Here is a 19,734-nt window from a genome sequence, read left to right on the forward strand (position 1 = left end):
TGGCGGCGGCAAGACGAAACCTGTGCTTTCCTCTCGCTATTGCAGCGCGTCCAGCGCCAGATTGAGCATTAGCACATTTACCCGCGGCTCGCCGAAGAGACCAAGAGCCCGTCCCTCGACATGCTCCTCGACCAGCGCCCGCACCCGCGCCTCATTCAGCTTGCGCGCCCTGGCGACGCCGGCGACCTGCGCCAGCGCATATTGGGGAGAAATATGCGGATCTAGGCCCGAGCCCGAAGTCGTCGCAGCGTCGGCGGCCACCACATCGATGCGCCCCGCGGCGAATTCGGATTCTATCGTGGCGTTGACCCGTTCGATCAGTTTCTTCGACGTCGGTCCGAGATTGGAGCCGGACGAAGCGGCGGCGTTATAGGGCGCGTCCACGCTCTTGTCGGGATTGGCGGGGTCCGGGGCGCTGGTCGCGGAAGGCCTGGCGTGGAAATACCCGTCGCCCACGAAATTCTGGCCGATCAGCGCCGAGCCCACCACGACGCCGCCTCTCTCGACGGCGCTCCCATTGGCCTGGGCGGAAAAAGCGATCTGCGCCACGCCTGTGATCGCCAGCGGATAGGCGAGGCCCGTCACGAGAGTGAGCAGGAACAGCAGGACGAAAGCCGGACGAATTTGGCTCAACATGCCGGTAACTCCTTTTAGGCCAAGCGAAGCGCTTGAACGACGAGGTCGATGAGCTTGATGCCGACGAAAGGCGCGATCAGCCCGCCTGCCCCGTAAATGAGAAGATTGCGCCGCAGCAGCGCGGCCGCGCCCACCGGCCTGTATTCCACCCCGCGCAGCGCCAGCGGGATGAGGGCGACGATGATGAGGGCGTTGAAGATCACCGCCGACAGGATCGCCGATTGGGACGACGCCAGCCGCATCACGTTCATCGCCTCGAGTTCGGGATAGGCGGCGACGAACAGTGCGGGAATGATCGCGAAATACTTCGCGACGTCGTTGGCGATCGAGAAGGTCGTCAAGGCGCCGCGGGTCATCAGCAGCTGCTTGCCGATGGCGACGACCTCGATGAGCTTGGTCGGATCGGAATCGAGATCGACCATATTGCCGGCTTCGCGCGCCGCCTGGGTTCCGGTCTGCATGGCGACGCCGACATCCGCCTGGGCCAGGGCCGGAGCGTCGTTGGAGCCGTCTCCGCACATGGCGATCAGCCGCCCGCCCTGCTGCTCCTTGCGGATATAGGCGAGCTTGTCCTCCGGCGTCGCCTGGGCGATGAAATCGTCGACGCCGGCTTCTCCAGCTATGGCGGCGGCCGTGGTCGGATTGTCGCCCGTCACCATCACCGTCTTGATGCCCATGGCGCGCAGGGCGGCGAAACGCTCTTTGATGCCGGGCTTCACGATGTCCTTGAGATAGACGACGCCGAGCAGACGGCCGTTGTCGGAGACGGCGAGCGGCGTGCCGCCCGCCCGGGAAATCCGCTCGACGGTTTTGTGGAAGCCGTCCGGGATCTTTGTTTCCGCGATCTGGGCGAGGATGGCGTCCACCGCGCCCTTGCGCAGCGCGCGGCCGGCGATATTGACGCCGGATATGCGCGTCTGGGCCGAAAAAGGCACCACCGTCATTTCGGCGCACGGGTCCGGATCGGACGCGGCGCCCGCTCCTTCGAGCGCCGGCTCGGGCGCTTCGACAGAAAATGGCGCGCGCACATCATAGCGGGACTGCGCCAGAGCGACGATCGAGCGGCCTTCCGGCGTTTCGTCGGCGAGGGACGCCAGCAGAACCGCCTCTGCGAGCTCGCGTTCGGTCGCCGCGCCCACGGGGATGAATTCATCCGCCATGCGATTGCCGAAAGTGATCGTGCCGGTCTTGTCGAGCAGCAGCGTATCGACGTCGCCGGCTGCCTCCACGGCGCGGCCCGAAGTCGCGATGACGTTGAAGCGGATAAGCCGATCCATTCCGGCGATGCCGATCGCGGAAAGAAGGCCGCCGATCGTCGTCGGAATGAGGCAGACCAGCAAAGCGATGAGGACGCTGACCGAGAGCGTCGTTCCCGAATAGGCGGCGAGCGGCCACAGCGTCACGCAGACGATCAGAAAGATGATCGTGAGCCCCGAGAGAAGGATGGACAGCGCCAATTCATTCGGCGTCTTTTGCCGCTGCGCGCCTTCGACCAGCGCGATCATGCGATCGATGAAAGTGGATCCGGGCTCGGCCGTCACCTTGACCTTGATCCAGTCGGAAAGCACGGTGGTGCCGCCGGTCACGGCCGAACGGTCGCCGCCGGCCTCGCGAATGACTGGCGCGGATTCGCCGGTGATGGCCGATTCATTTACCGAAGCGACGCCCTCGATGATTTCGCCGTCGCAAGGGATCACATCCCCGGCTTCGACCAGCACCACGTCGCCGAGCTTGAGATCGAGCGCCGAGACCCCCTGAACGACATCTTTCATACCGCTTTTGCCGGCGGGGTCGATGAGGCGCTTGGCGTGCGTCTCGGTGCGGGTGCGCCGCAGCGAGTCGGCCTGCGCCTTGCCGCGTCCCTCCGCCACCGCCTCGGCGAAATTGGCGAAAAGCACGGTGAACCAGAGCCACGCCGTGATCTGGCCGGTGAAGCCGGCCGTTCCCGTATTGGCGAGAAGATCGCGAACGAAAAAAACGGTGACGACGACAGAGACCATCTCGGTGACGAAAATCACCGGGTTTTTGGCGAGCTTCCGCGGATCCAGCTTGACGAAAGCGTCCCTGGCGGCGCCTCTGACGATCGGCCAATCGAGCAGGCCGGCGGCGGTGGATTTCCTGGACATTCTACCAGCTCCTTAAAAGCTCTTTCCGGCCTGCAGCAGGAAATGTTCGACGATCGGCCCGAGCGCGAGCGCCGGGAAATATTGCAGCAGGTAGAGCACGACGATCACCCCCAGCAGCAGTCCGACAAAGAGAGGACCGTGGGTGGGGAAAGTGCCGCTCGACGCCGCGATCTTCTTCTTTGCGGCGAAGGAGCCGGCGAGCGCGAGCACGGGCGCGATATAGGCGAAGCGGCCGACGAACATGGCGATTCCCAGCGTCGCGTTGAACCACTGGTTGTTGCCGTTGAGGCCCGCGAAAGCCGAACCGTTGTTCGCGGTGGTGGAGGCGAAGGCGTAGATCACCTCCGACAATCCGTGGGGTCCCGAATTGCCGAGATAATTGTCGGTCACGAGCTTCAGCATGACCGAAGCCGCCGTAAAGCCGAGGACCGTCGCCGGGTAGATCAATATTGCGAGCATGGCGAGCTTCATCTCGCGCACCTCGATCTTCTTGCCGAGATATTCCGGCGTGCGCCCGACCATCAGCCCCGCGACGAAGACGGCGATGACCGCGAGAATGAGGAAGCCATAGAGCCCCGCTCCGACGCCGCCGGGCGAGATGCAGCCGAGCAGCATGTTGAAGAGCGGAACCAGTCCGCCGAGGGGCGTGAAGGAATCATGCATCGCGTTCACCGAGCCGGTGCTGGTGCCCGTCGTCGCCGTTGCGTAGAGCGCGCTCATGGCCACGCCGAAACGCACCTCCTTGCCTTCCATATTGCCGGGTGCGGCGTCGACGCCCATTTCCGAAAGCAGGGGGTTGCCAGCGGCCTCCGCCCAATAGGCGACCGCAACGCCCGCTATCAGAACGATCGACATTGCGATGACGATGGCCCGGCCCTGGCGCGGATCGAGCACAGCGCGCCCGAAGGCGAAGACGGTCGCGAAAGGAATGACCAGCAGCGCCCATATTTCCAGGAGATTGGTCCAGGCGTTGGGGTTCTCGAAAGGATGCGCGGCGTTGGCGTTGAAGAAGCCGCCGCCGTTGGTGCCGAGCTCCTTGATGGCTTCCTGGCTGGCGACGGGACCAATGGAAATGACCTGCTTTGCGCCTTCGAGCGTCGTCGCCTCGAGGGCGCCCTGCAAGGTTTGCGGAACGCCGAGCGCGACGAGAACCAGCGAAAAGACGATCGCCATCGGCAGCAGGAGATAGAGCGTCGCCCGGGTCATATCGACCCAGAAATTCCCCAGCGTCTTCGATTCCGCGCGCGAAAAAGCGCGGATCAGCGCGAAGGCCACCGCAAGGCCCGTCGCCGCGGACACGAAATTATGCACTGTGAGGCCGAGCATCTGCGTGAGATGACTCATGGTCGTCTCGCCGCTGTAGTTCTGCCAGTTGGTGTTGGTGATGAAGCTCAGCGACGTGTTGAAGGAAAGGTCCGGCGCCACGCCGTCGAATCCGCGCGGGTTGAGCGGCAGAAAATTCTGCAGCCGCTGCAACGCGTAAAGGGAGAGAAAACCCGCGACGCTGAACGCCAGCATCGACATGGCGTAGGCGAGCCAGCCCTGCTCCCGTCCGGCGTCGACGCCGGCGAGCCGATAGAAGGCGCGCTCGACCGGCGCGCCGAGGGCGGACAAGGGCGTCCGCTCGCCTTCCATGACGCGGCGAATATATCCGCCGAGCGGCGCCGCGGCCGCGAAGACGAGCAACAAGGTGACGGCTATCTGGATAAAGCCTGCCAGTGACATGAAACGCTCCCGCGATTGGACCGCGATTAGAGCGCATAGCCGCAAAAGTTTTCGCGCGACGGCAATGCGCTGTATGTAATGATGTGATTGATCGGCTCGAGAGCGGCTCTCTCGACACACCCGATCCCCTCACCCTGAGGAGCCCGCTGACGCGCTTTCAGGCGACGTGAGAGGCCGCTCGAATTCCATATGTCTCTCGCGCTCGAACGATTCCGTTCGAATGTGGGAGCGCTAGAATTCTTCAGGACGAAGCAGAGTGTAGAGAAGATAGGCGCAAAGCAGCGCCGCGACGACGAGACCGATAAGCGGCTCCAGCATGGAACTCTCCCGTCAAAGACGCGTCAGGCCGCGCGCATAAGCGGCGACGACGATAAAAAGCGCCAGGCCGAGGCCGAGATAGGCGAGGTCGAGCATTTGCGATCCCCCTTGAGTTTCGGGCCGGAAAATGAACTCGTCCGCATCAGGTTTCTATAGGGAACGCGCGATACCGTATAAGGACTTTATAAAGAAGCAGCCTATCGCTCGTTCGTGGCGAAGGCGTAACAGGGCGAGCGAGCCGCCCGCCACAGCGAAAACGATACCGGCGCGGTTCATAATCGGCAAGCGGCGAAGACAAACTCCAACCGCGCCCGGCGCAATTCGCCCCCAAAGAGAAAAATGGTCGCAGAGGCCGAATTTCCTGGTAAATCGCCGCCGGGAGCGAAGCTTCCGTCTCCTCCGGCGGCAATCCTGAATGAGGCGATTACAACGCGTTGGTCAGGATGTCGGCGATCGTTTCCCGAGTATAGACATCGGCGATTCCAAAGGCGCCGACATTGCCCAGCGCATTTTCGACGATGGCCGGGATTTGCGTTTCCCCAAGGCCCAACTGCGAAAGGCGCGTCGGCGTGCCGATCTTGTCGAACCAGGCTTCCAGAGCGGCGACGCCCTGCTCGGCGGTGTCGACCCCGAACACGGTCGCGGCAAATCGCTTGAACTGCGCCGGATTGCGGCTCAGGCTCCATTTCATCCATGCCGGCATCACCACGGAAAGACCGGCGCCGTGGGGCACGTTGAAAAGGGCGGAGATCGCATGCTCGATGGCGTGGTTGGGCCAACTGGAGCCCGAAACGCCGGCCGAGGTGAGGCCGTTCAGAGCCAGCGTCGCCGCCCAGGCGAACTGGCCGCGGGCGTCGTCGTCCTCGGGATCGACCAATAGCGCCTCGGTGGTCTCGATCACCGTGTTGATGAGAGCTTCCACGAGCCGGGATTGCAACTTCGGATGCTCCGCCGCCGTGAAATAGCCCTCGATCAAATGAGCGATGACGTCCGAAGCCGAATAAACCAGATATTCCCGCGAAACGCTCCGCATCAGCGTGGGGTTGACGATGGACGCCACGGGAAACAGCGCCGGAGACATGATGAAGAATTTTTCCCTGGTCTCTTCATTTGTGACCACGGCCGCCGCGTTCATCTCGCTGCCGGTCGCAGCCAAAGTCAGGATGGCGAACAAAGGTAGCGCCGACTCGATGCCCGCTTTCCCGACAAAAAGATCCCAGACGTCGCCGTCATAGCGAAGGCCGGCGGCGATCGCCTTGGCGCTGTCGAGGACCGAGCCGCCGCCGACGCTCAATATGGCGTCGACCTGATGGGCGCGTCCCAGCGAGACGGCTTCCCGCACCTTGGAAATCACAGGATTGCTGACGATGCCGCCAAGTTCGACCCAAGCGACGCCCTTTTCCGCGAGGCTCCGCGCGACGACGTCGAAAAGGCCTTCGCGCTTGATCCGCTCGCTGCCGTAGCAGAGCAGAACCTTCTTGACGCCATGCTCGGAAAGATGCCGACCAATCGTTTGCTCCTTGCCGAGGCCGAATTCGATTTTGGTCGGATTGAAGAATGTAAAATTTTCCACGTGCTCGCCCCCAGGATTGCCGACGCCGCTCTCTCGGGATCGCCGCGATCCCCGGCCGTAAAGTCCATGCGACTTATCCTTTAAAAACATTGGGCCTGCGGGCGGTATAACGTCCCGCCCGATTTCTTGCCCGATCCTCCGACGCGCTGTTCTTTTATGGAAAAATTGGCGGCGTCCATATTACTCTCCGCCGGACCGAGGAGGGCGACATGCCGAACGAGGACATCGCCGCGCTGCATGAGATGCTGGCCCGGGTTATCGATCGCTGGACCCGAGGGGTCTCGGATTGTTCGACCGCGATCCGCAACCTCGGCTTCTTTCGCCGCGAAGCGCCGGTTCCGCCCGCAGTCTGCCTGATCGAGCCCAGCGTCGTGCTCGTCTCTCAGGGGAAAAAGCAGATTTTTGTCGGAGGCGAAGCGTTTCCTTACGACACCGAGCGCTTTCTGATCACATCGCTCGATATCCCCGCCAATTCGGAAACGATCGCAGCCAGCCGGGAGAGCCCTTGTCTGGGGCTGGCCCTGACGCTTGATCTGCGCATCGTGGCGGAGTTGATCGCGCAAGGCGGCCTGCCGCCGCCGCAGGATCCGCCGAGCGGCAGAGGGCTGGTGATCGGCACGCTCACCCCCGCCATTTTGGGGCCGATCAAGCGTCTGGTGGATTTGCTCGACGAACCCGCCGCCATTCCGGTAATTGCGCCGCTCATCCAGAGAGAAATCCATTACCGCCTGCTGATGAGCGATCAGGCGGCGCGTCTATGGCAAATCGCCTCGGTCGGCAGCCAAAGCCATCGGATCGCGCGGGCCATCGACTGGCTGAAGATGAATTACGCCTCGCCCTTCCGGGTCGAGGATCTGGCCGCCCGCGCCCTGATGAGCCCGTCGACCTTCCACCACCACTTTCGGCAACTTACGGCCATGAGCCCCTTGCAATACCAGAAGTGGCTGCGGCTCAATGAAGCGCGCCGGTTGATGCTGAACGAACGCCGGGACGCCGCGGAGGCGGCGTTCCATGTCGGTTATGAAAGTCCATCGCATTTCAGCCGGGACTACAACCGCCTCTTTGGGGCGTCGCCGAAACGGGACATCAAGGCGTTGCGCCGAAACGCCGAAGATCCGGCCCGGTCGGCTCTGGCGCCGAATCCTCATGCCGGTACGGCTGCGCCGGCGCCGGAGATAATAGCCGCCGCGCTCCGTTGAAAGGCTGGAGGTGAAAATCACGCCGGCGCGACGCAGGGCTTCGACGCCCGGACGAATCCGTCCGGGCGAGAGCGCCCCTATGGGATTCTCACCCCCGCGCGACTCTCGGCGCCACATTGTGCAATCTGTGGTCGGCGGAATCGAAGAAGCGCCGCAGATTACGCGCCGCCTGACGAATGCGCTGTTCGTTCTCGACCAGCGCCAGTCTCAGAAAACCTTCGCCATGCTCGCCAAAGCCGACGCCGGGCGCCACCGCCACGTCGGCCTTTTCGATCAGCAGGCTGGAAAATTCGAGACTGCTCAGTCCGGCGAAGCGCTCCGGCACCGGGGCCCAGGCGAACATCGACGCGGTGGGCGACGGGATGTTCCACCCCGCCTGCGCAAAGCTCTCGACCATCACGTCGCGGCGCTTCTTGTAGATTGAGCGCATCTCCTTGATGCAGTCGTCGGGGCCGTTGAGGGCTGCAGCCGCGGCCACCTGTATCGGCGTGAAGGCGCCGTAATCGAGATAGCTCTTCACCCGCGCCAGCGCCGCGCAAAGCCGTTCGTTGCCGACGGCGAAGCCCATGCGCCAGCCCGCCATGGAATAGGTCTTGGACATGGAGGTGAATTCCACGGTGACGTCGAAGGCGCCGGGAACCTGCAACACCGAGGGCGGCGGGTCGTCGTCGAAATAGACCTCGGCGTAGGCGAGATCGGACAGCACGAAAATCTCGTGCTTTTTCGCGAAGGCCACCAGATCCTTGTAGAAATCGAGCGACGCCACCGTGGCCGTGGGATTTGCGGGATAGCACGCGACCACCGCGATGGGCTTGGGGATCGAATGTTTGACCGCGCGCTCGAGCGCCTCGAAATATTGCGGGGTGGGATCGGCCGGGACCGAACGGATCACGCCGCCCGCCATCAGGAATCCGAAAGCGTGGATGGGATAGGAAGGATTGGGCACCAGCACGACGTCGCCGGGGGCCGTGATCGCCTGCGCCATATTGGCGAAGCCCTCTTTCGAGCCCAGCGTCGCGACGACCTGCGTGTCGGGATCGAGTTCGACGCCGAAGCGGCGCCGGTAGTATCCCGCCTGCGCGCGCCGCAGGCCGGCGATGCCCTTGGAGGCGGAATATCTGTCGGTGCGCGGCCGTCCCGCGGTCTCGACCAGTTTTTCGATCACATGCTTGGGCGCCGGCAGGTCCGGATTGCCCATGCCGAGATCGATGATGTCGGCGCCGCCCGCGCGCGCTTTCGCCTTGAGCCGGTTGACCTGCTCGAAGACATAAGGAGGAAGGCGCTTGATGCGATAGAAATCCGACATTAACGAAGTCCGCTGAGGGTTGAGAACCAAGTTGGCGTTCCAGAGCGCGTTCATGTTTCAGGGAAACATGAACGCCCTCCAAGCTTTTGTTTCAACGCATTTCCCACGCCGAACCGGCGTCCGCTTTCGGCTGGAAACGCTCCAGTGTGTTTTCGAGCGACGTGGATAAAGCTCGCGTCAAGAAAACACGATCGAACAGGGAAAGCCGGCGTCTTTCCGGTTCAATCTGAATCGGAACGACTCTAGAGCATTTTTGCCCCGGGAGGAAAACCCGAAATTCCCCCGGCCGCGGGCGCGCCGTCGTCGTGTTTGCGCGCTAGTCGCGATTTTTTTTGGGCGAAGGGCGCGCGGCGGGCGAATCCGGCGTCTTGACGCGGGCCGCGGCCTTCCGGTTCCGCTCCAAAGCCTTTTCGAGGTCCGCTCCCAGCGCGTCCAGCTCGGCCGCGGATTTCTTGTTTGAGGATTTGTCGGTCGGAGCCAGCGGCTTGTAGTCGAGCGAGGACGAATCGGGCCGCGCCTTCTCGACGAAATCGGCCGACGGGGCGGGTTCGGCGCGAAGATGAAGGGCGTCCAGCGCCCTGCCCACCGCTTCGCCGCCGCTCTGCGGCGACTCCTGCGCCAGAGCTTGCCCGCCAAACCACAGAAAAGCCCAGGCGAGGCCCAATTTTGCTGCAGTGCAAAATAACCTGGACGCGCCCGCGCCGCTTATGTCACATTGCGTTAGCGTGCGTAGGGCACTAAATGCTGGGTCGGAACCGGAGCGCATTCGCATCCGCACAATTGATTGATCAGTGACGGCGTGCGTCGCTAGGGGCATAGTGTTGAGATAACAGAATCCGGACCGCTTGGCCACCGGCCGCGTGTCAGGATCGATGGACAGGAATGAGCATGGCCGCCGATCACGAACCAGGCAGGGAGCCTGGACCGGTCAATAAGCCGGCGAAAAGCGTCGCGCAAACTGTTTCCTGGAGCAACAAAATCAAAAAGACAGCCGTTAAGGAAGAGAGCGCCAAAGCTCCGGCCGCGGCGAGGCTGCGTTCTCGCACGGCGCTCAAGGAATCCGTCTCCGCCGTCGCGCCTTTCGCCCCGCCGATCGAATTGCCGCCCGAAGCCCCGGAGGCGACGACGCCCGAACCCGCGCCCCGGGTTCGCCGCGCCCCGGCGAAAAAGGCCAAAACGCCCAGAGCCAAGGCGGCTCCGGCGCAAGCCGCCGAGCCTCCTCGCACCCCGGACGCCGGGCCTCCCCAAGCGATCGGCGCCGCGCCGAACCCCGACGCCGATCGCGAGCCCCGCGAGAACCACGCCCCTCACGCCCCGACGGGAGAATTCGACGCCGCAGCGGAAAACCTCGCCAAGCTCGTCGATCAGGGACGCCGCGTTCTGGCCGCGGCGATGAGCGCGCCCGACCTCAACGAAACCCGCAGCGAACTGGCGCTGGAAATCGCGGACGCCACAAGGACGCTCGGCTCAGTTGCGGAATACTGGATGCTGCAGCCGGAGCGCACCGCCAAGGCGCAGGCGGCCTTGCTGAGCGGGCTCAACGACATCTGGAGCCAGACGCTGCGGCGCTTCGCCGGGGAGGACAGGCCTCCGGTGGTGCCGCCCGATCCCTCCGACAAGCGCTTCGCCTCGGCGGACTGGACCAATAATCCGTTCTTCGATTGCCTGCGCCAGTCTTATTTGCTCACCACGCAATGGGCGAACGACATGGTGGAGCATAGCGAGGGCCTCGATTCCCAGACCCGCTCCAAAGCGGCCTTCTATACGAGGCTGATCTCCAGCGCCTTGTCGCCGTCCAATTTCGTCGCCACCAATCCCGAGCTGCTGCGGGCCACCCTGGCCGCGCGCGGCGGAAATCTGGTCCGCGGAATGGAAATGCTCGCCGAAGATCTTTCGGCCGGCGGCGGCACGCTGAAAATCCGCCAGACCGACCAGAGCAAGTTCCGCCTCGGCGTCGAAATGGCGACGACGCCCGGCAAGGTGATTTTCCGCAACGAGGTCATGGAGCTCATTCAATATGCTCCGACCACTCCCGAGGTCTACGCCCGGCCGCTGCTGATCGTGCCGCCCTGGATCAATAAATATTATGTGATGGACCTCAATCGCGAGAAAAGCTTCGTGCGCTGGGCGGCGGCGCAGGGGCTGACGGTCTTCATCATCTCCTGGGTCAATCCGGACGTGAGCAAAGCCGACCTCGGCTTCGAAGACTACATGCATATGGGGATACTGACCGCGCTCGACGCCATCGAGCAGGCGACGGGGGAAAAACGCATCGCGGCCGCAGGCTATTGCGTCGGCGGCACGCTGCTCGCCTCGACACTCGCCTATATGGCGGCCAAGCGCGACAAGCGCATCGACAGCGCGACCTTCTTCGCCACCCAGGTCGACTTCTCCGAAGCCGGCGACATGCAGATTTTCGTCGACGAGGCGAAGCTTGCCGCCCTGGAGGAGACGATGGCCAAGACCGGCTATCTCGAAGGCGTCAAGATGGCCAACACTTTCAACATGTTGCGGCCGAACGAGCTGGTCTGGAACTATGTCGTCAACAATTATCTGAAAGGGGAATCCCCCTCCGCTTTCGACCTTCTGGCCTGGAACGCGGACAGCACGCGCATACCGCGCGCCAACCATTCCTTCTACCTGCGCAACTGCTATCTCGAAAACAACCTCACCCGCGGGGAGATGGTCATCGACGGGGTCAAGCTGAACCTCAAGAAAGTGACCGTTCCGATCTATGAGATCGCCGCCAGGGAGGACCATATCGCGCCGGCCCGGTCGGTCTTCATCGGTGCGCAATATTTTGGCGGCCCGGTGAAATTCGTGCTCGGCGGCGCGGGTCACATCGCGGGGATCATCAATCCGCCCGACAAGCGCAAATATCAATATTGGATAGGCGGCCCGCCCGTCGGCGCCTATGAGGACTGGCTGAAGAAGGCCCATGAGACCAAGGGCTCATGGTGGCCGGACTGGCTGGAATGGATGAAATCACAGGCGCCCAAGAAGGTTCCCGCCCGCGAGCCCGGCTCGGGAAAGCTCGCGCCGGTCTGCGATGCGCCCGGAGAATATGTGCAGGTGAAAGCCTGAAAAAATCGGTTCGCGTCGAGCGATCCAGAGCGCCTGAAACGCTCTGGATCGCGATGTTGCGCGAAGCCGTCACTCCGCAGGAGGCGCCTCGGCGGCGCTTTTTGCGACTTCGGCGGCGCCCGAAGAAGAAGCGCCCTTTCTTTGAGCCCAACGCCCGGCGACATAGGCCCACCACGGCTCGCCCACATGCAGATGGCGGCGCAGCGGCGTCTTGATGATCGCCAGCACGAGGCCGATGCTGAAAAGACACCAGACCGCAGGCCATTCGTTGATGTTGTTGGTGGTCAGCGCGGCCACGAACGGCCCCGCCACATAGGAAAACAACGTGAAGCGCCAGCTGCCGATCAGCGCGGGCAGCACGAAGGCCGTCAGCGGATAGGAAAGGAAGCCGCGGCCGAGCCAGGCGTTGTCCGCCATGCTGTTGCCGATGCCGTTGGTGGGCACGAGCCAGGCGAGATGCCATTCGCCGTGAACGGTGCAGAGATATTCCCCGCACAGCGGACGCCCGATCTGGCAATGGCCCGCCCAGGAGAAGGGATAGAGCTGGACCAGCATCGCGATCGAGCCGACGAAACAGGCGGCGTAAGCCCATGGCGCCGCCTTGCGCGCGGCTTCCTTGGGCATGAAATACAGCGCCACGGAATTAATGAAGAAAGGCTGGAAGGCGATATGGAGATAACCGAACAGGGTCATCATCTGGTTTAGCGGCGAGTCGCATTGATCGAGAACCCGATAGCTTACCGCCTGCAACGCTTCCATGCTGGCGAAGTAGAGCAGGCACACCCAGAGAGCCAAAGGCTCCGGATCGCGCTTCAACGCCGAATAAGCGGCCCCCGCGATGCCTGTCGCCGCGAGTACAGTCGATGCTTCCCCACTCCAGCACATGATTTTTTTATCCGTTAGCCGCTCTTGGCTGACCCGATACACGATTGCGCGGCAGCGTCAATCGAGATCGAGGCTCGCGCGCGGGAATTGTCGCAAATTATCAACCTTAACCGCCCATTAACCGCGGAAACCGAGGATCGTCGCAAACGCGCAGGCGTCCGAGGGAGAGAATTCGATGGCCGACAACGACCTTTCGCTACCGCCCCGTAGCGGCGGCAAGGTTTATGGAGAGATGCGGTCGCGCATCGAGGAAGCCGCCGATGAATCCCACAGCGGCTCCGGCCTGCGCAGGCAGTTCTGGATCGCGCTGGCGGCCTCGATCGTCGCTGGCTGCGGGGTGGGGCTCTCGTTCGGCGAGCGCACGGGCGTGAGGCCGGCGATCGAGGCGGGAACGCGACCGGACGCCGCCAGATCCGTCCGCGCCGGCGGCGGCGAAGACGCCGCGAGCCTCACCGAAGAGCTGCGAGCCCTCCGCGCCCAGATCGAACAAATGCGCCATCTCGTCGAAAACCAGAGAGCGACGGAAAGGCTCAAAGCGCTGGAGGCCTCGCAGAACGCCGGCCAGGAGGCGACCCAGACGCTCGAGAAGGCCGCAGCGGCCTTGACCTCCCGCGTCGACGACATCGACCGCCGCCTCACCCGGCTGGTGCGGGCGGGAGTCGATTTCACCCCCGTCGGCGCCACCGGGAGAAACGAGCCTCTTCCCCAGCCGGGAAAGACGGGAATGAAAAAAGCGCGCTGAGCCGCTCCACCACGCGTTCGACTCGAGCGCATTTCCTCAGGAATCGAGAGACTTTCGCGACCAGAACGCGCTTCAGCTATTTCATTATCGGGTCGCGCCGGCCCCCAGCCGAGGGCCGGTTCGGGATATTGACATCCGTCTGTCACATCTATTGGCCATGTGCTGACGCAATGGTAGAGAGCCAGCCTGGACGACCCGGCCTGCGGCCGGGAAAGTCTCCGCGCATTCAAAACCTGAACGACGCCGACGGCGCGACGCATCTCCAAAGGGGAAGGCGTCGCGGCGCCCGGCTGCGCCCGCCCGAAACAGCCTAGCCAGCGAAAAGATCGCATGACGCAGCAACCTCTTATCGCTTTCGCCGGCGGCCGGCGCGCGAATCTGCCAAATCTCTGGGACGCCGCGGCGCTCATTCTGGTGCTGGGCGTATTCGTGCTCATGAGCTACGGCTCGCGCGGCATGACCTCGCCGCTGAGCGCTCCCGAAACCGCCGCTCTCTCGCTCGACTACTGGAAACTTCCCTATTACGGGCTGCGCACCACGCTGCGCATGTTCGCGGCGATCGTCGTCTCGCTGGTCTTCACTTTCACCTATGCGACGCTCGCCGCTAAAAGCCGGCGCGCGGAGATGGTTTTGATTCCGCTGCTGGACGTGCTGCAGTCGGTGCCGATCCTCGGCTTTCTTTCCTTCACGGTCACTTTTTTCCTCCAGCTCTTTCCCGGATCGACGCTGGGCGCCGAATGCGCCGCCATATTCGCGATATTCACCAGCCAGGCCTGGAACATGGCCTTCTCCTTCTACCAATCGCTGAGGACCGTGCCCCGCGACCTCGAGGAAGTCGCCGCCAATTTCCGCCTCACGCCCTGGCAGAAGTTCTGGCAGCTGGAGACGCCCTTCGCAATGCCCGGCCTGATCTGGAACATGATGATGTCGATGTCCGGCGGCTGGTTCTTCGTGGTGGCGTCCGAAGCGATCTCGGTCGGCGACGTCAATGTCCGCCTTCCCGGCGTCGGCTCTTATCTCGCCCTCGCCATCGACCAGAGGCGCATCGACTGCGTCGCGGCGGCGGTGGTGGCGGTGGCGCTCATCATTCTCGCCTACGACCAGCTGCTGTTCCGGCCGATCGTCGCCTTCGCCGACAAATTCCGGGTCGAGCTGACGGCCTCGCAGACCACGGCGGATTCCTGGGTGCGCGATCTTTTCTTGAGGACGCGCTGGATGCAGCGGATCATGACCGGCCCCGCCAGGCTGCTGCACGCCGCGTCGCTGCTTAAAATGCGGCGGCCCGCCGCGGCGCGGCGCAAGGGCCCGCCCAACCCCAGGATCGAGCTTGTTCTCGACCTCGTCTGGTATGCGATCCTCGGCGCCGCGCTTTTCGCCAGCGTATCGATGATCGTCAATTTCATCCGCCAGGGCGTCGGCGTGGACGAGGTGAAGACCGTCGCGACCCTGACCTTCTACACGCTGCTGCGCGTGATGGCGCTGATCGCCATCGCGACGGCCATATGGCTGCCGATCGGGGTCTGGATCGGCCTGCGGCCGCGCATCGCCGAAAAAGCCCAGCCTTTCGCGCAGTTCCTCGCGGCCTTTCCCGCCAATGTGCTGTTCCCGATCGCGGTGATCGCCATATTGCGGTTCCACCTCAATCCCGACATCTGGCTGTCCGTCCTCATCGTGTTCGGCACCCAGTGGTATATTCTCTTCAATGTCATCGCCGGCGCCAGCGCCTTCCCGAACGATCTGCGCGAGGCGGCGCAAAATTTCGGCATCAAGGGCTGGAGCTGGTGGAAGAACGTAATCCTGCCCGCGGTCTTCCCCTATTACATCACCGGCGCCATCACGGCCTCGGGAGGCTCGTGGAACGCCTCGATCGTCGCGGAATATGTGAAATGGGGCGACGACACCGTATCCGCCAACGGGGTCGGAGCCTATATCGCGCGGGCGACCGCGGATGGCGACTATCCCAAGATCGTTCTCGGCGTCGCCGCCATGAGCATCGTCGTCATTCTGATCAACCGACTGTTCTGGCGTCGGCTCGCCTCGATCGGCGAGCGCCGTCTGCGGCTTTTGTGAGGCTTTCGCATGATCGACAATTCTTCGCGCAACCCTCCCCTTCTCTCCATCGACAATGTCTCGCAGACCTATGTCCGCGGCGCAGATAAAGGCGCGACCGTTCTCGACAAGATCTCGCTCACGCTGAACGAGGGCGAAATCGTCGGGCTGCTCGGGCGCTCCGGCTGCGGAAAATCGACCCTGCTGCGCATCGTCTCGGGCCTCAACCGGCCGAGCGACGGCGAAGTGATCTATCGCGGGGAGCCGGTCGCTGGCCCGGTCGACGGCATAGCCATGGTGTTCCAGAGCTTTGCCCTGTTTCCCTGGCTCACCGTGCTCGCCAATGTGGAGCTCGGGCTTCGCGCCAAGGGCGTCCCCGAAGCCGAGGCCCGCAAACGCGCGCTGCAGGCCATCGACATCATCGGCCTCGACGGCTTCGAAAACGCCTATCCGAAGGAAATCTCGGGCGGCATGCGCCAGCGCGTCGGCTTCGCCCGCGCCCTGGTGGTGGCGCCGAGCATTCTGCTGATGGACGAGCCTTTCTCCGCCCTCGACGTGCTCACCGCCGAGACGCTGCGCACCGACCTTCTCGATCTCTGGGTCGAAGGCCGCATGCCGATCAAATCGATCCTGATGGTCACGCACAACATCGAGGAATCGGTGCTGATGTGCGACCGCATCGTGGTGCTGTCGTCCAACCCGGGCCGCATCGCCGCCGAAATCAGGGTCACGCTGCAGCATCCCCGCAATCGCCTCGATCCCGAATTCCGCCAGCTCGTCGATCAGATCTATGCGCTGATGACGCGCCGCGCCGACGTCAAAACCAACTCCGGCTCCTTCCCCGGCCTCGGCATCGGCATGGCCCTGCCCACCGTGTCGACCAATACTCTCGCCGGCATGATCGAGGAGGTCGCCGCCCCGCCCTATGACGGCAAGGCCGACCTGCCCGCTCTCGCCGACAGCCTGCAACTCGAGATCGACGATCTCTTCCCGGTCGCCGAAACCCTGCAGCTCTTGCGTTTCGCCGAGCTCGCCGAAGGCGACATCAAGCTGACGCTCGCGGGCAGGCGCTTCGCCGAGATGGACGTCGACCAGCGCAAGAAACTGTTCGGCGACCATCTCCTGTCCTATGTGCCGCTCGCGCAGCGCATCCGCCGCGTGCTGGACGAACGCCCGTCCCACCACGCGCCGGCGACCCGCTTCCGCGAGGAGCTCGAGGATTACATGAGCGAGGATTATGCCGAGACGACCCTGAAAAGCGTCACCACCTGGGGCCGCTATGGGGAGATCTTCGCCTATGACGAAAGCACCCAGTCCTTCAGCCTGGAGAATCCGCAGTAATCGCAACCTTCCGCGCCAGCGCCGCTTCATAGACCACGAGCGTCTCAGCGACATGCCGCGACAGGGTGGGAGGATTTCGCCAGTAGGACTCGTAAGCCCCCTGCGCCAGCCGGGCGACCTGGGCGTCGTCCGCCATGCGGCGCAGGGCCTGCGAAAGGGAAGCGGCGTCGCCGCTCGCAAACCACAGGCCCTCGCTTCCGTCCGCGATTTCATCGCGCGCGGCGCAGATGTCGGAAACGATCACCGGCGTTCCCATCGCCTTGGCCTCCAGCGCCGTGAGACCCAGCCCTTCGTACCATAGCGACGGAAACACCAGCGCGCGCGCGGCGCGCATCGCCTCGCGCACCTTCGCGGGGCTGCGCCAGCCGAGCAGCCGCGCCCTGGGATATTTCGCGCGCAGCTCGCCCGCCGCCGGTCCGTCGCCGATAAAGACCGCGGCGACGCCGGCCGCCTCGGCTGCTTGCGCAAACAGCGCGGCGCCCTTTTCGGCCGAAAGACGCCCGACGAAGAGGAAGTCTCCCGTGGCCGGCGCCGGCTTGGGTCCGAGCGGCTCGGCTTCGACCGGATTGCAAACCCGGTGAACCGCCGCGCCTTTCGGCAGGAAAGAGGGCAGCAGCTTTTCCTGCAAAGGCGAGATCAGAATGAAATCGCGAAAAACCGAGGGGAAGCCGGAAAGCTCGGCGATCGTCAGGCGGGCGTTGCGCCACAGCTTGAAGGGATAGTTGCGGGAATCGCAATTGGTCGCCCAGCAGGCGGCCGACATCGGCTCGCGATGGCAAACGCGATCGCTGCGATAGTCGTAAAATCCGCCATTGGGGCAGAACAGGAAATACTCGTGCATGGTGTAGACCGCCGGGAGGCCGGAGGCCGCGATGGCCCGGCCGATCGAAGGCGACAGGGCCTTGGCCCAGCCATGCACATGAATGATCGTGTTTTCCCGCGGCAGGCCCCGCAACACCCCGCTCAGCGCCTTCGCCGCCTCGAGGTTCCAGATTCCCTGCATCGCCGCGGCGGCGCGCGAGGGATTTTCCAGAATGTCGCGCTGGCCGAGACAGACGGTTCTTATCCCGGCCGCGGAGAGGCGCTCGTCGACCGGGCCGCAGGCGCAGAAAAACACCGGCGTCGCGCCCGCCGCGGCGAGTCCGAGCGCGCTTTCTATCGCAACCTTGGACTGACCGCCGCTGACGTAGCCGTGATCCACCAGGATCACGACGTTGAGATTGCGAACATCCAGAGGCAATTGGGACTCCGATCAAAACGGCGGGCGGCGGTTGCGCGGAAGATACGCCCGGCGTCTTAATCGAACCCGAAGAGCCGGCGAGCTCGCGCCATTCGCTACGGCGCGGGGTTTTCCGGCTCCACCCGGCTTTTGACGGAGGCGCCCGGCGACGGCGGATCCGCGTCGCCGTCATATTGATAATCCCGCGTCCAGGGGCGGCGGCCCCAGCCGTTTTTGACGGGCTTGTAGAGCAGCAATTGGGCGACCGACAGAGAGCCGCGCTCGAAGGCCGCGGCCATGGCGGCGAGATAGACTTTCCAGATCCGGTAGCGCTCCACGCCCGCGGCCTCGATCGCCTCTTGCTCGCGCGCTTCGAGGCGACGCGACCAGCGCTCCAGCGTGCGAATGTAATGCGGCCGCAAGTCCTCCACGTCGACGACTTCGAAACCTGCGCCCGAAGCTTCCGAAACGACGCGGGAAAGCGGCGCAAGAGCGCCGCCCGGGAACAGATATTTGTCTATCCGGCCGCCCGGGGCCGGCCGCGCCTCGCGCGAGCTATCCCGCGCCACCATTCCCTGATTGAGGAAGACGCCGCCCGGCCGCAGAAGGTCGGACGCCTTTTGAAAATGGGCCGGGAGATTGCGCGATCCGACATGCTCGTAGACGTCGACCGAGACGATCTTGTCGAAAGCGGCCTCCTCGACGTCGCGATAGTCTTGCAGCCTGATTTCGATATCGTCGTCCACGAGGCGCTCTCGCGCATATCGGCTCTGGGGCTCGCTGAGCGTCACGCCGAGCCCGACCGCCCCGCGGCGCTGGGCGGCCCAGCGAAGCAGCCCGCCCCATCCGCAGCCGATATCGAGCAGGCGGTCCCCCGGCCTCAACAGCAGCTTGCGGCAGATATGCTCGAGCTTCTGCTCCTGCGCCGTGTCGATGTCCTCGCTGCCGCTGCGGAAATAGGCGCAGCTGTAGATCATGCGCTCGTCGAGCCACAGCCGGTAGAAATCATTCGAGGCGTCATATTGGTAGCGGACATGCGAGGCGTCGACGCCGGTCGAACCGATGCGCGCCAGCATCGCCATGAAGCGTGTCAGAACCTGCAGCACAGGCGCGCTCTCCAGACGCTCGGCGAGGACGACTCCGGCCTGGAGGATTTCCTCGACCGAGCCGTCGACGACGATCTCCCCCTGGATGTAAGCGTCGGCCAAAGCGCCGAAGTCCCCTCCGATCAGCGCTCTCAAAAGTTTCGGCGAGCGAAGAAAGACCGTGACCTGCGGCGACGGAACGAAATCGACGGCCTCGCCGTCCCGGAAGACGAGGCGCAACGACGGCGGGCGGCCTCCGCGAGAGCAAAGATACCGCAGCGTCTCGGAACGCAGAGACATCGGACGTCATCCCTCCGCTCGGGTTCCCGAGACCATTCCGCCATTCGCGCTTTTCGCAAAAGATCCGCGGCGACTGCAGGAATAGAATAGGCCCGCAGCGGAAATCGCCAAGGCCGGCGTTTCCCTCGGGCCGGCTGACAAGGGAG

At 63.8% G+C, this 19,734-nt stretch carries 15 protein-coding genes; 5 read left to right on the plus strand and 10 right to left on the minus strand.

The features are described 5' to 3' along the window. Positions 1-36: 36 nt before the first annotated feature. From kdpC to H2LOC_RS15060, 5 genes are all read right to left on the minus strand, one after another. Positions 37-636: a potassium-transporting ATPase subunit KdpC gene (gene kdpC, locus H2LOC_RS15040; protein ID WP_136497789.1), complete on the minus strand. Its 600-nt coding sequence runs from the start codon at positions 634-636 to the stop codon at positions 37-39. Between the two features lie 14 nt (positions 637-650). Continuing rightward, the gene (gene kdpB / locus H2LOC_RS15045) at positions 651-2,762 is read right to left on the minus strand and encodes a potassium-transporting ATPase subunit KdpB (protein ID WP_136497790.1); all 2,112 of its coding nucleotides are present in this window, start codon (positions 2,760-2,762) and stop codon (positions 651-653) included. 12 nt (positions 2,763-2,774) lie between these two features. Further along, a complete protein-coding gene (kdpA, locus tag H2LOC_RS15050; protein WP_136497791.1) occupies positions 2,775-4,487 on the minus strand; it encodes a potassium-transporting ATPase subunit KdpA in 1,713 nt (570 codons plus the stop codon). A gap of 231 nt (positions 4,488-4,718) precedes the next feature. Next, complete coding sequence (kdpF, locus tag H2LOC_RS22120) at positions 4,719-4,805, minus strand: K(+)-transporting ATPase subunit F (RefSeq protein ID WP_136497857.1); 87 nt, start codon at positions 4,803-4,805, stop codon at positions 4,719-4,721. A 424-nt stretch (positions 4,806-5,229) separates the two neighbouring features. After that, positions 5,230-6,378 carry an iron-containing alcohol dehydrogenase gene (locus H2LOC_RS15060; RefSeq protein WP_202620472.1) on the minus strand — a complete coding sequence of 383 codons (1,149 nt, stop codon included), beginning with the start codon at positions 6,376-6,378 and terminating at the stop codon, positions 5,230-5,232. 209 nt (positions 6,379-6,587) lie between these two features. On the opposite strand from H2LOC_RS15060, the gene H2LOC_RS15065 reads away from it, so the two are divergent. Beyond that, a complete protein-coding gene (locus tag H2LOC_RS15065; protein ID WP_136497793.1) occupies positions 6,588-7,577 on the plus strand; it encodes an AraC family transcriptional regulator in 990 nt (329 codons plus the stop codon). Positions 7,578-7,665: 88 nt separating this feature from the next. On the opposite strand, the gene H2LOC_RS15070 is transcribed toward H2LOC_RS15065, so the two are convergent. After that, the gene (locus H2LOC_RS15070) at positions 7,666-8,883 is read right to left on the minus strand and encodes an LL-diaminopimelate aminotransferase (RefSeq protein WP_136497794.1); all 1,218 of its coding nucleotides are present in this window, start codon (positions 8,881-8,883) and stop codon (positions 7,666-7,668) included. Positions 8,884-9,199: 316 nt separating this feature from the next. Further along, entirely contained in the window at positions 9,200-9,547 is a 348-nt protein-coding gene (locus H2LOC_RS15075) for a hypothetical protein (RefSeq protein ID WP_136497795.1), read from the minus strand. 224 nt (positions 9,548-9,771) lie between these two features. Between H2LOC_RS15075 and phaC the strand changes: the two genes are divergently transcribed. Continuing rightward, positions 9,772-11,967: a class I poly(R)-hydroxyalkanoic acid synthase gene (gene phaC, locus H2LOC_RS15080; protein ID WP_154331678.1), complete on the plus strand. Its 2,196-nt coding sequence runs from the start codon at positions 9,772-9,774 to the stop codon at positions 11,965-11,967. A 69-nt stretch (positions 11,968-12,036) separates the two neighbouring features. Here phaC and H2LOC_RS15085 read toward each other — a convergent pair whose 3' ends face one another. Continuing rightward, positions 12,037-12,852 (minus strand): DUF5765 domain-containing protein, encoded by an 816-nt coding sequence (locus H2LOC_RS15085; protein ID WP_136497796.1) that lies wholly within the window; start codon positions 12,850-12,852, stop codon positions 12,037-12,039. 175 nt (positions 12,853-13,027) lie between these two features. Between H2LOC_RS15085 and H2LOC_RS15090 the strand changes: the two genes are divergently transcribed. From H2LOC_RS15090 to H2LOC_RS15100, 3 genes are all read left to right on the plus strand, one after another. Beyond that, complete coding sequence (locus tag H2LOC_RS15090) at positions 13,028-13,594, plus strand: hypothetical protein (RefSeq protein ID WP_136497797.1); 567 nt, start codon at positions 13,028-13,030, stop codon at positions 13,592-13,594. Between the two features lie 330 nt (positions 13,595-13,924). Then, on the plus strand, positions 13,925-15,664 hold the full coding sequence (locus H2LOC_RS15095) for an ABC transporter permease (protein WP_136497798.1): 1,740 nt from the start codon (positions 13,925-13,927) through the stop codon (positions 15,662-15,664). A gap of 9 nt (positions 15,665-15,673) precedes the next feature. Beyond that, positions 15,674-16,984, plus strand: a complete 1,311-nt coding sequence (locus H2LOC_RS15100) for an ABC transporter ATP-binding protein (protein ID WP_136497799.1) — start codon at positions 15,674-15,676, stop codon at positions 16,982-16,984. On the opposite strand, the gene H2LOC_RS15105 is transcribed toward H2LOC_RS15100, so the two are convergent. Together H2LOC_RS15105 and H2LOC_RS15110 are read right to left on the minus strand one after the other, a co-directional pair. Further along, positions 16,962-18,224, minus strand: a complete 1,263-nt coding sequence (locus H2LOC_RS15105; protein ID WP_246206849.1) for a glycosyltransferase family 4 protein — start codon at positions 18,222-18,224, stop codon at positions 16,962-16,964. The two genes, H2LOC_RS15100 and H2LOC_RS15105, sit on opposite strands and share 23 nt — an antisense overlap. 95 nt (positions 18,225-18,319) lie before the next feature. Continuing rightward, positions 18,320-19,588 carry an SAM-dependent methyltransferase gene (locus H2LOC_RS15110; RefSeq protein ID WP_136497800.1) on the minus strand — a complete coding sequence of 423 codons (1,269 nt, stop codon included), beginning with the start codon at positions 19,586-19,588 and terminating at the stop codon, positions 18,320-18,322. Positions 19,589-19,734: the final 146 nt, after the last annotated feature.

Source organism: Methylocystis heyeri (assembly GCF_004802635.2).
In the GTDB taxonomy this organism is placed as follows: domain Bacteria; phylum Pseudomonadota; class Alphaproteobacteria; order Rhizobiales; family Beijerinckiaceae; genus Methylocystis; species Methylocystis heyeri.

Excerpts from the sequence above, each read along its gene's own strand:
- kdpC (WP_136497789.1), bottom strand. The coding sequence starts at position 636 with ATGTTGAGCCAAATTCGTCCGGCTTTCGTCCTGCTGTTCCTGCTCACT.
- kdpB (WP_136497790.1), bottom strand. The coding sequence starts at position 2,762 with ATGTCCAGGAAATCCACCGCCGCCGGCCTGCTCGATTGGCCGATCGTC.
- kdpA (WP_136497791.1), bottom strand. The coding sequence starts at position 4,487 with ATGTCACTGGCAGGCTTTATCCAGATAGCCGTCACCTTGTTGCTCGTC.
- kdpF (WP_136497857.1), bottom strand. The coding sequence starts at position 4,805 with ATGCTGGAGCCGCTTATCGGTCTCGTCGTCGCGGCGCTGCTTTGCGCC.
- H2LOC_RS15065 (WP_136497793.1), top strand. The coding sequence starts at position 6,588 with ATGCCGAACGAGGACATCGCCGCGCTGCATGAGATGCTGGCCCGGGTT.
- H2LOC_RS15070 (WP_136497794.1), bottom strand. The coding sequence starts at position 8,883 with ATGTCGGATTTCTATCGCATCAAGCGCCTTCCTCCTTATGTCTTCGAG.
- phaC (WP_154331678.1), top strand. The coding sequence starts at position 9,772 with ATGGCCGCCGATCACGAACCAGGCAGGGAGCCTGGACCGGTCAATAAG.
- H2LOC_RS15085 (WP_136497796.1), bottom strand. The coding sequence starts at position 12,852 with ATGTGCTGGAGTGGGGAAGCATCGACTGTACTCGCGGCGACAGGCATC.
- H2LOC_RS15090 (WP_136497797.1), top strand. The coding sequence starts at position 13,028 with ATGGCCGACAACGACCTTTCGCTACCGCCCCGTAGCGGCGGCAAGGTT.
- H2LOC_RS15095 (WP_136497798.1), top strand. The coding sequence starts at position 13,925 with ATGACGCAGCAACCTCTTATCGCTTTCGCCGGCGGCCGGCGCGCGAAT.
- H2LOC_RS15100 (WP_136497799.1), top strand. The coding sequence starts at position 15,674 with ATGATCGACAATTCTTCGCGCAACCCTCCCCTTCTCTCCATCGACAAT.
- H2LOC_RS15110 (WP_136497800.1), bottom strand. The coding sequence starts at position 19,588 with ATGTCTCTGCGTTCCGAGACGCTGCGGTATCTTTGCTCTCGCGGAGGC.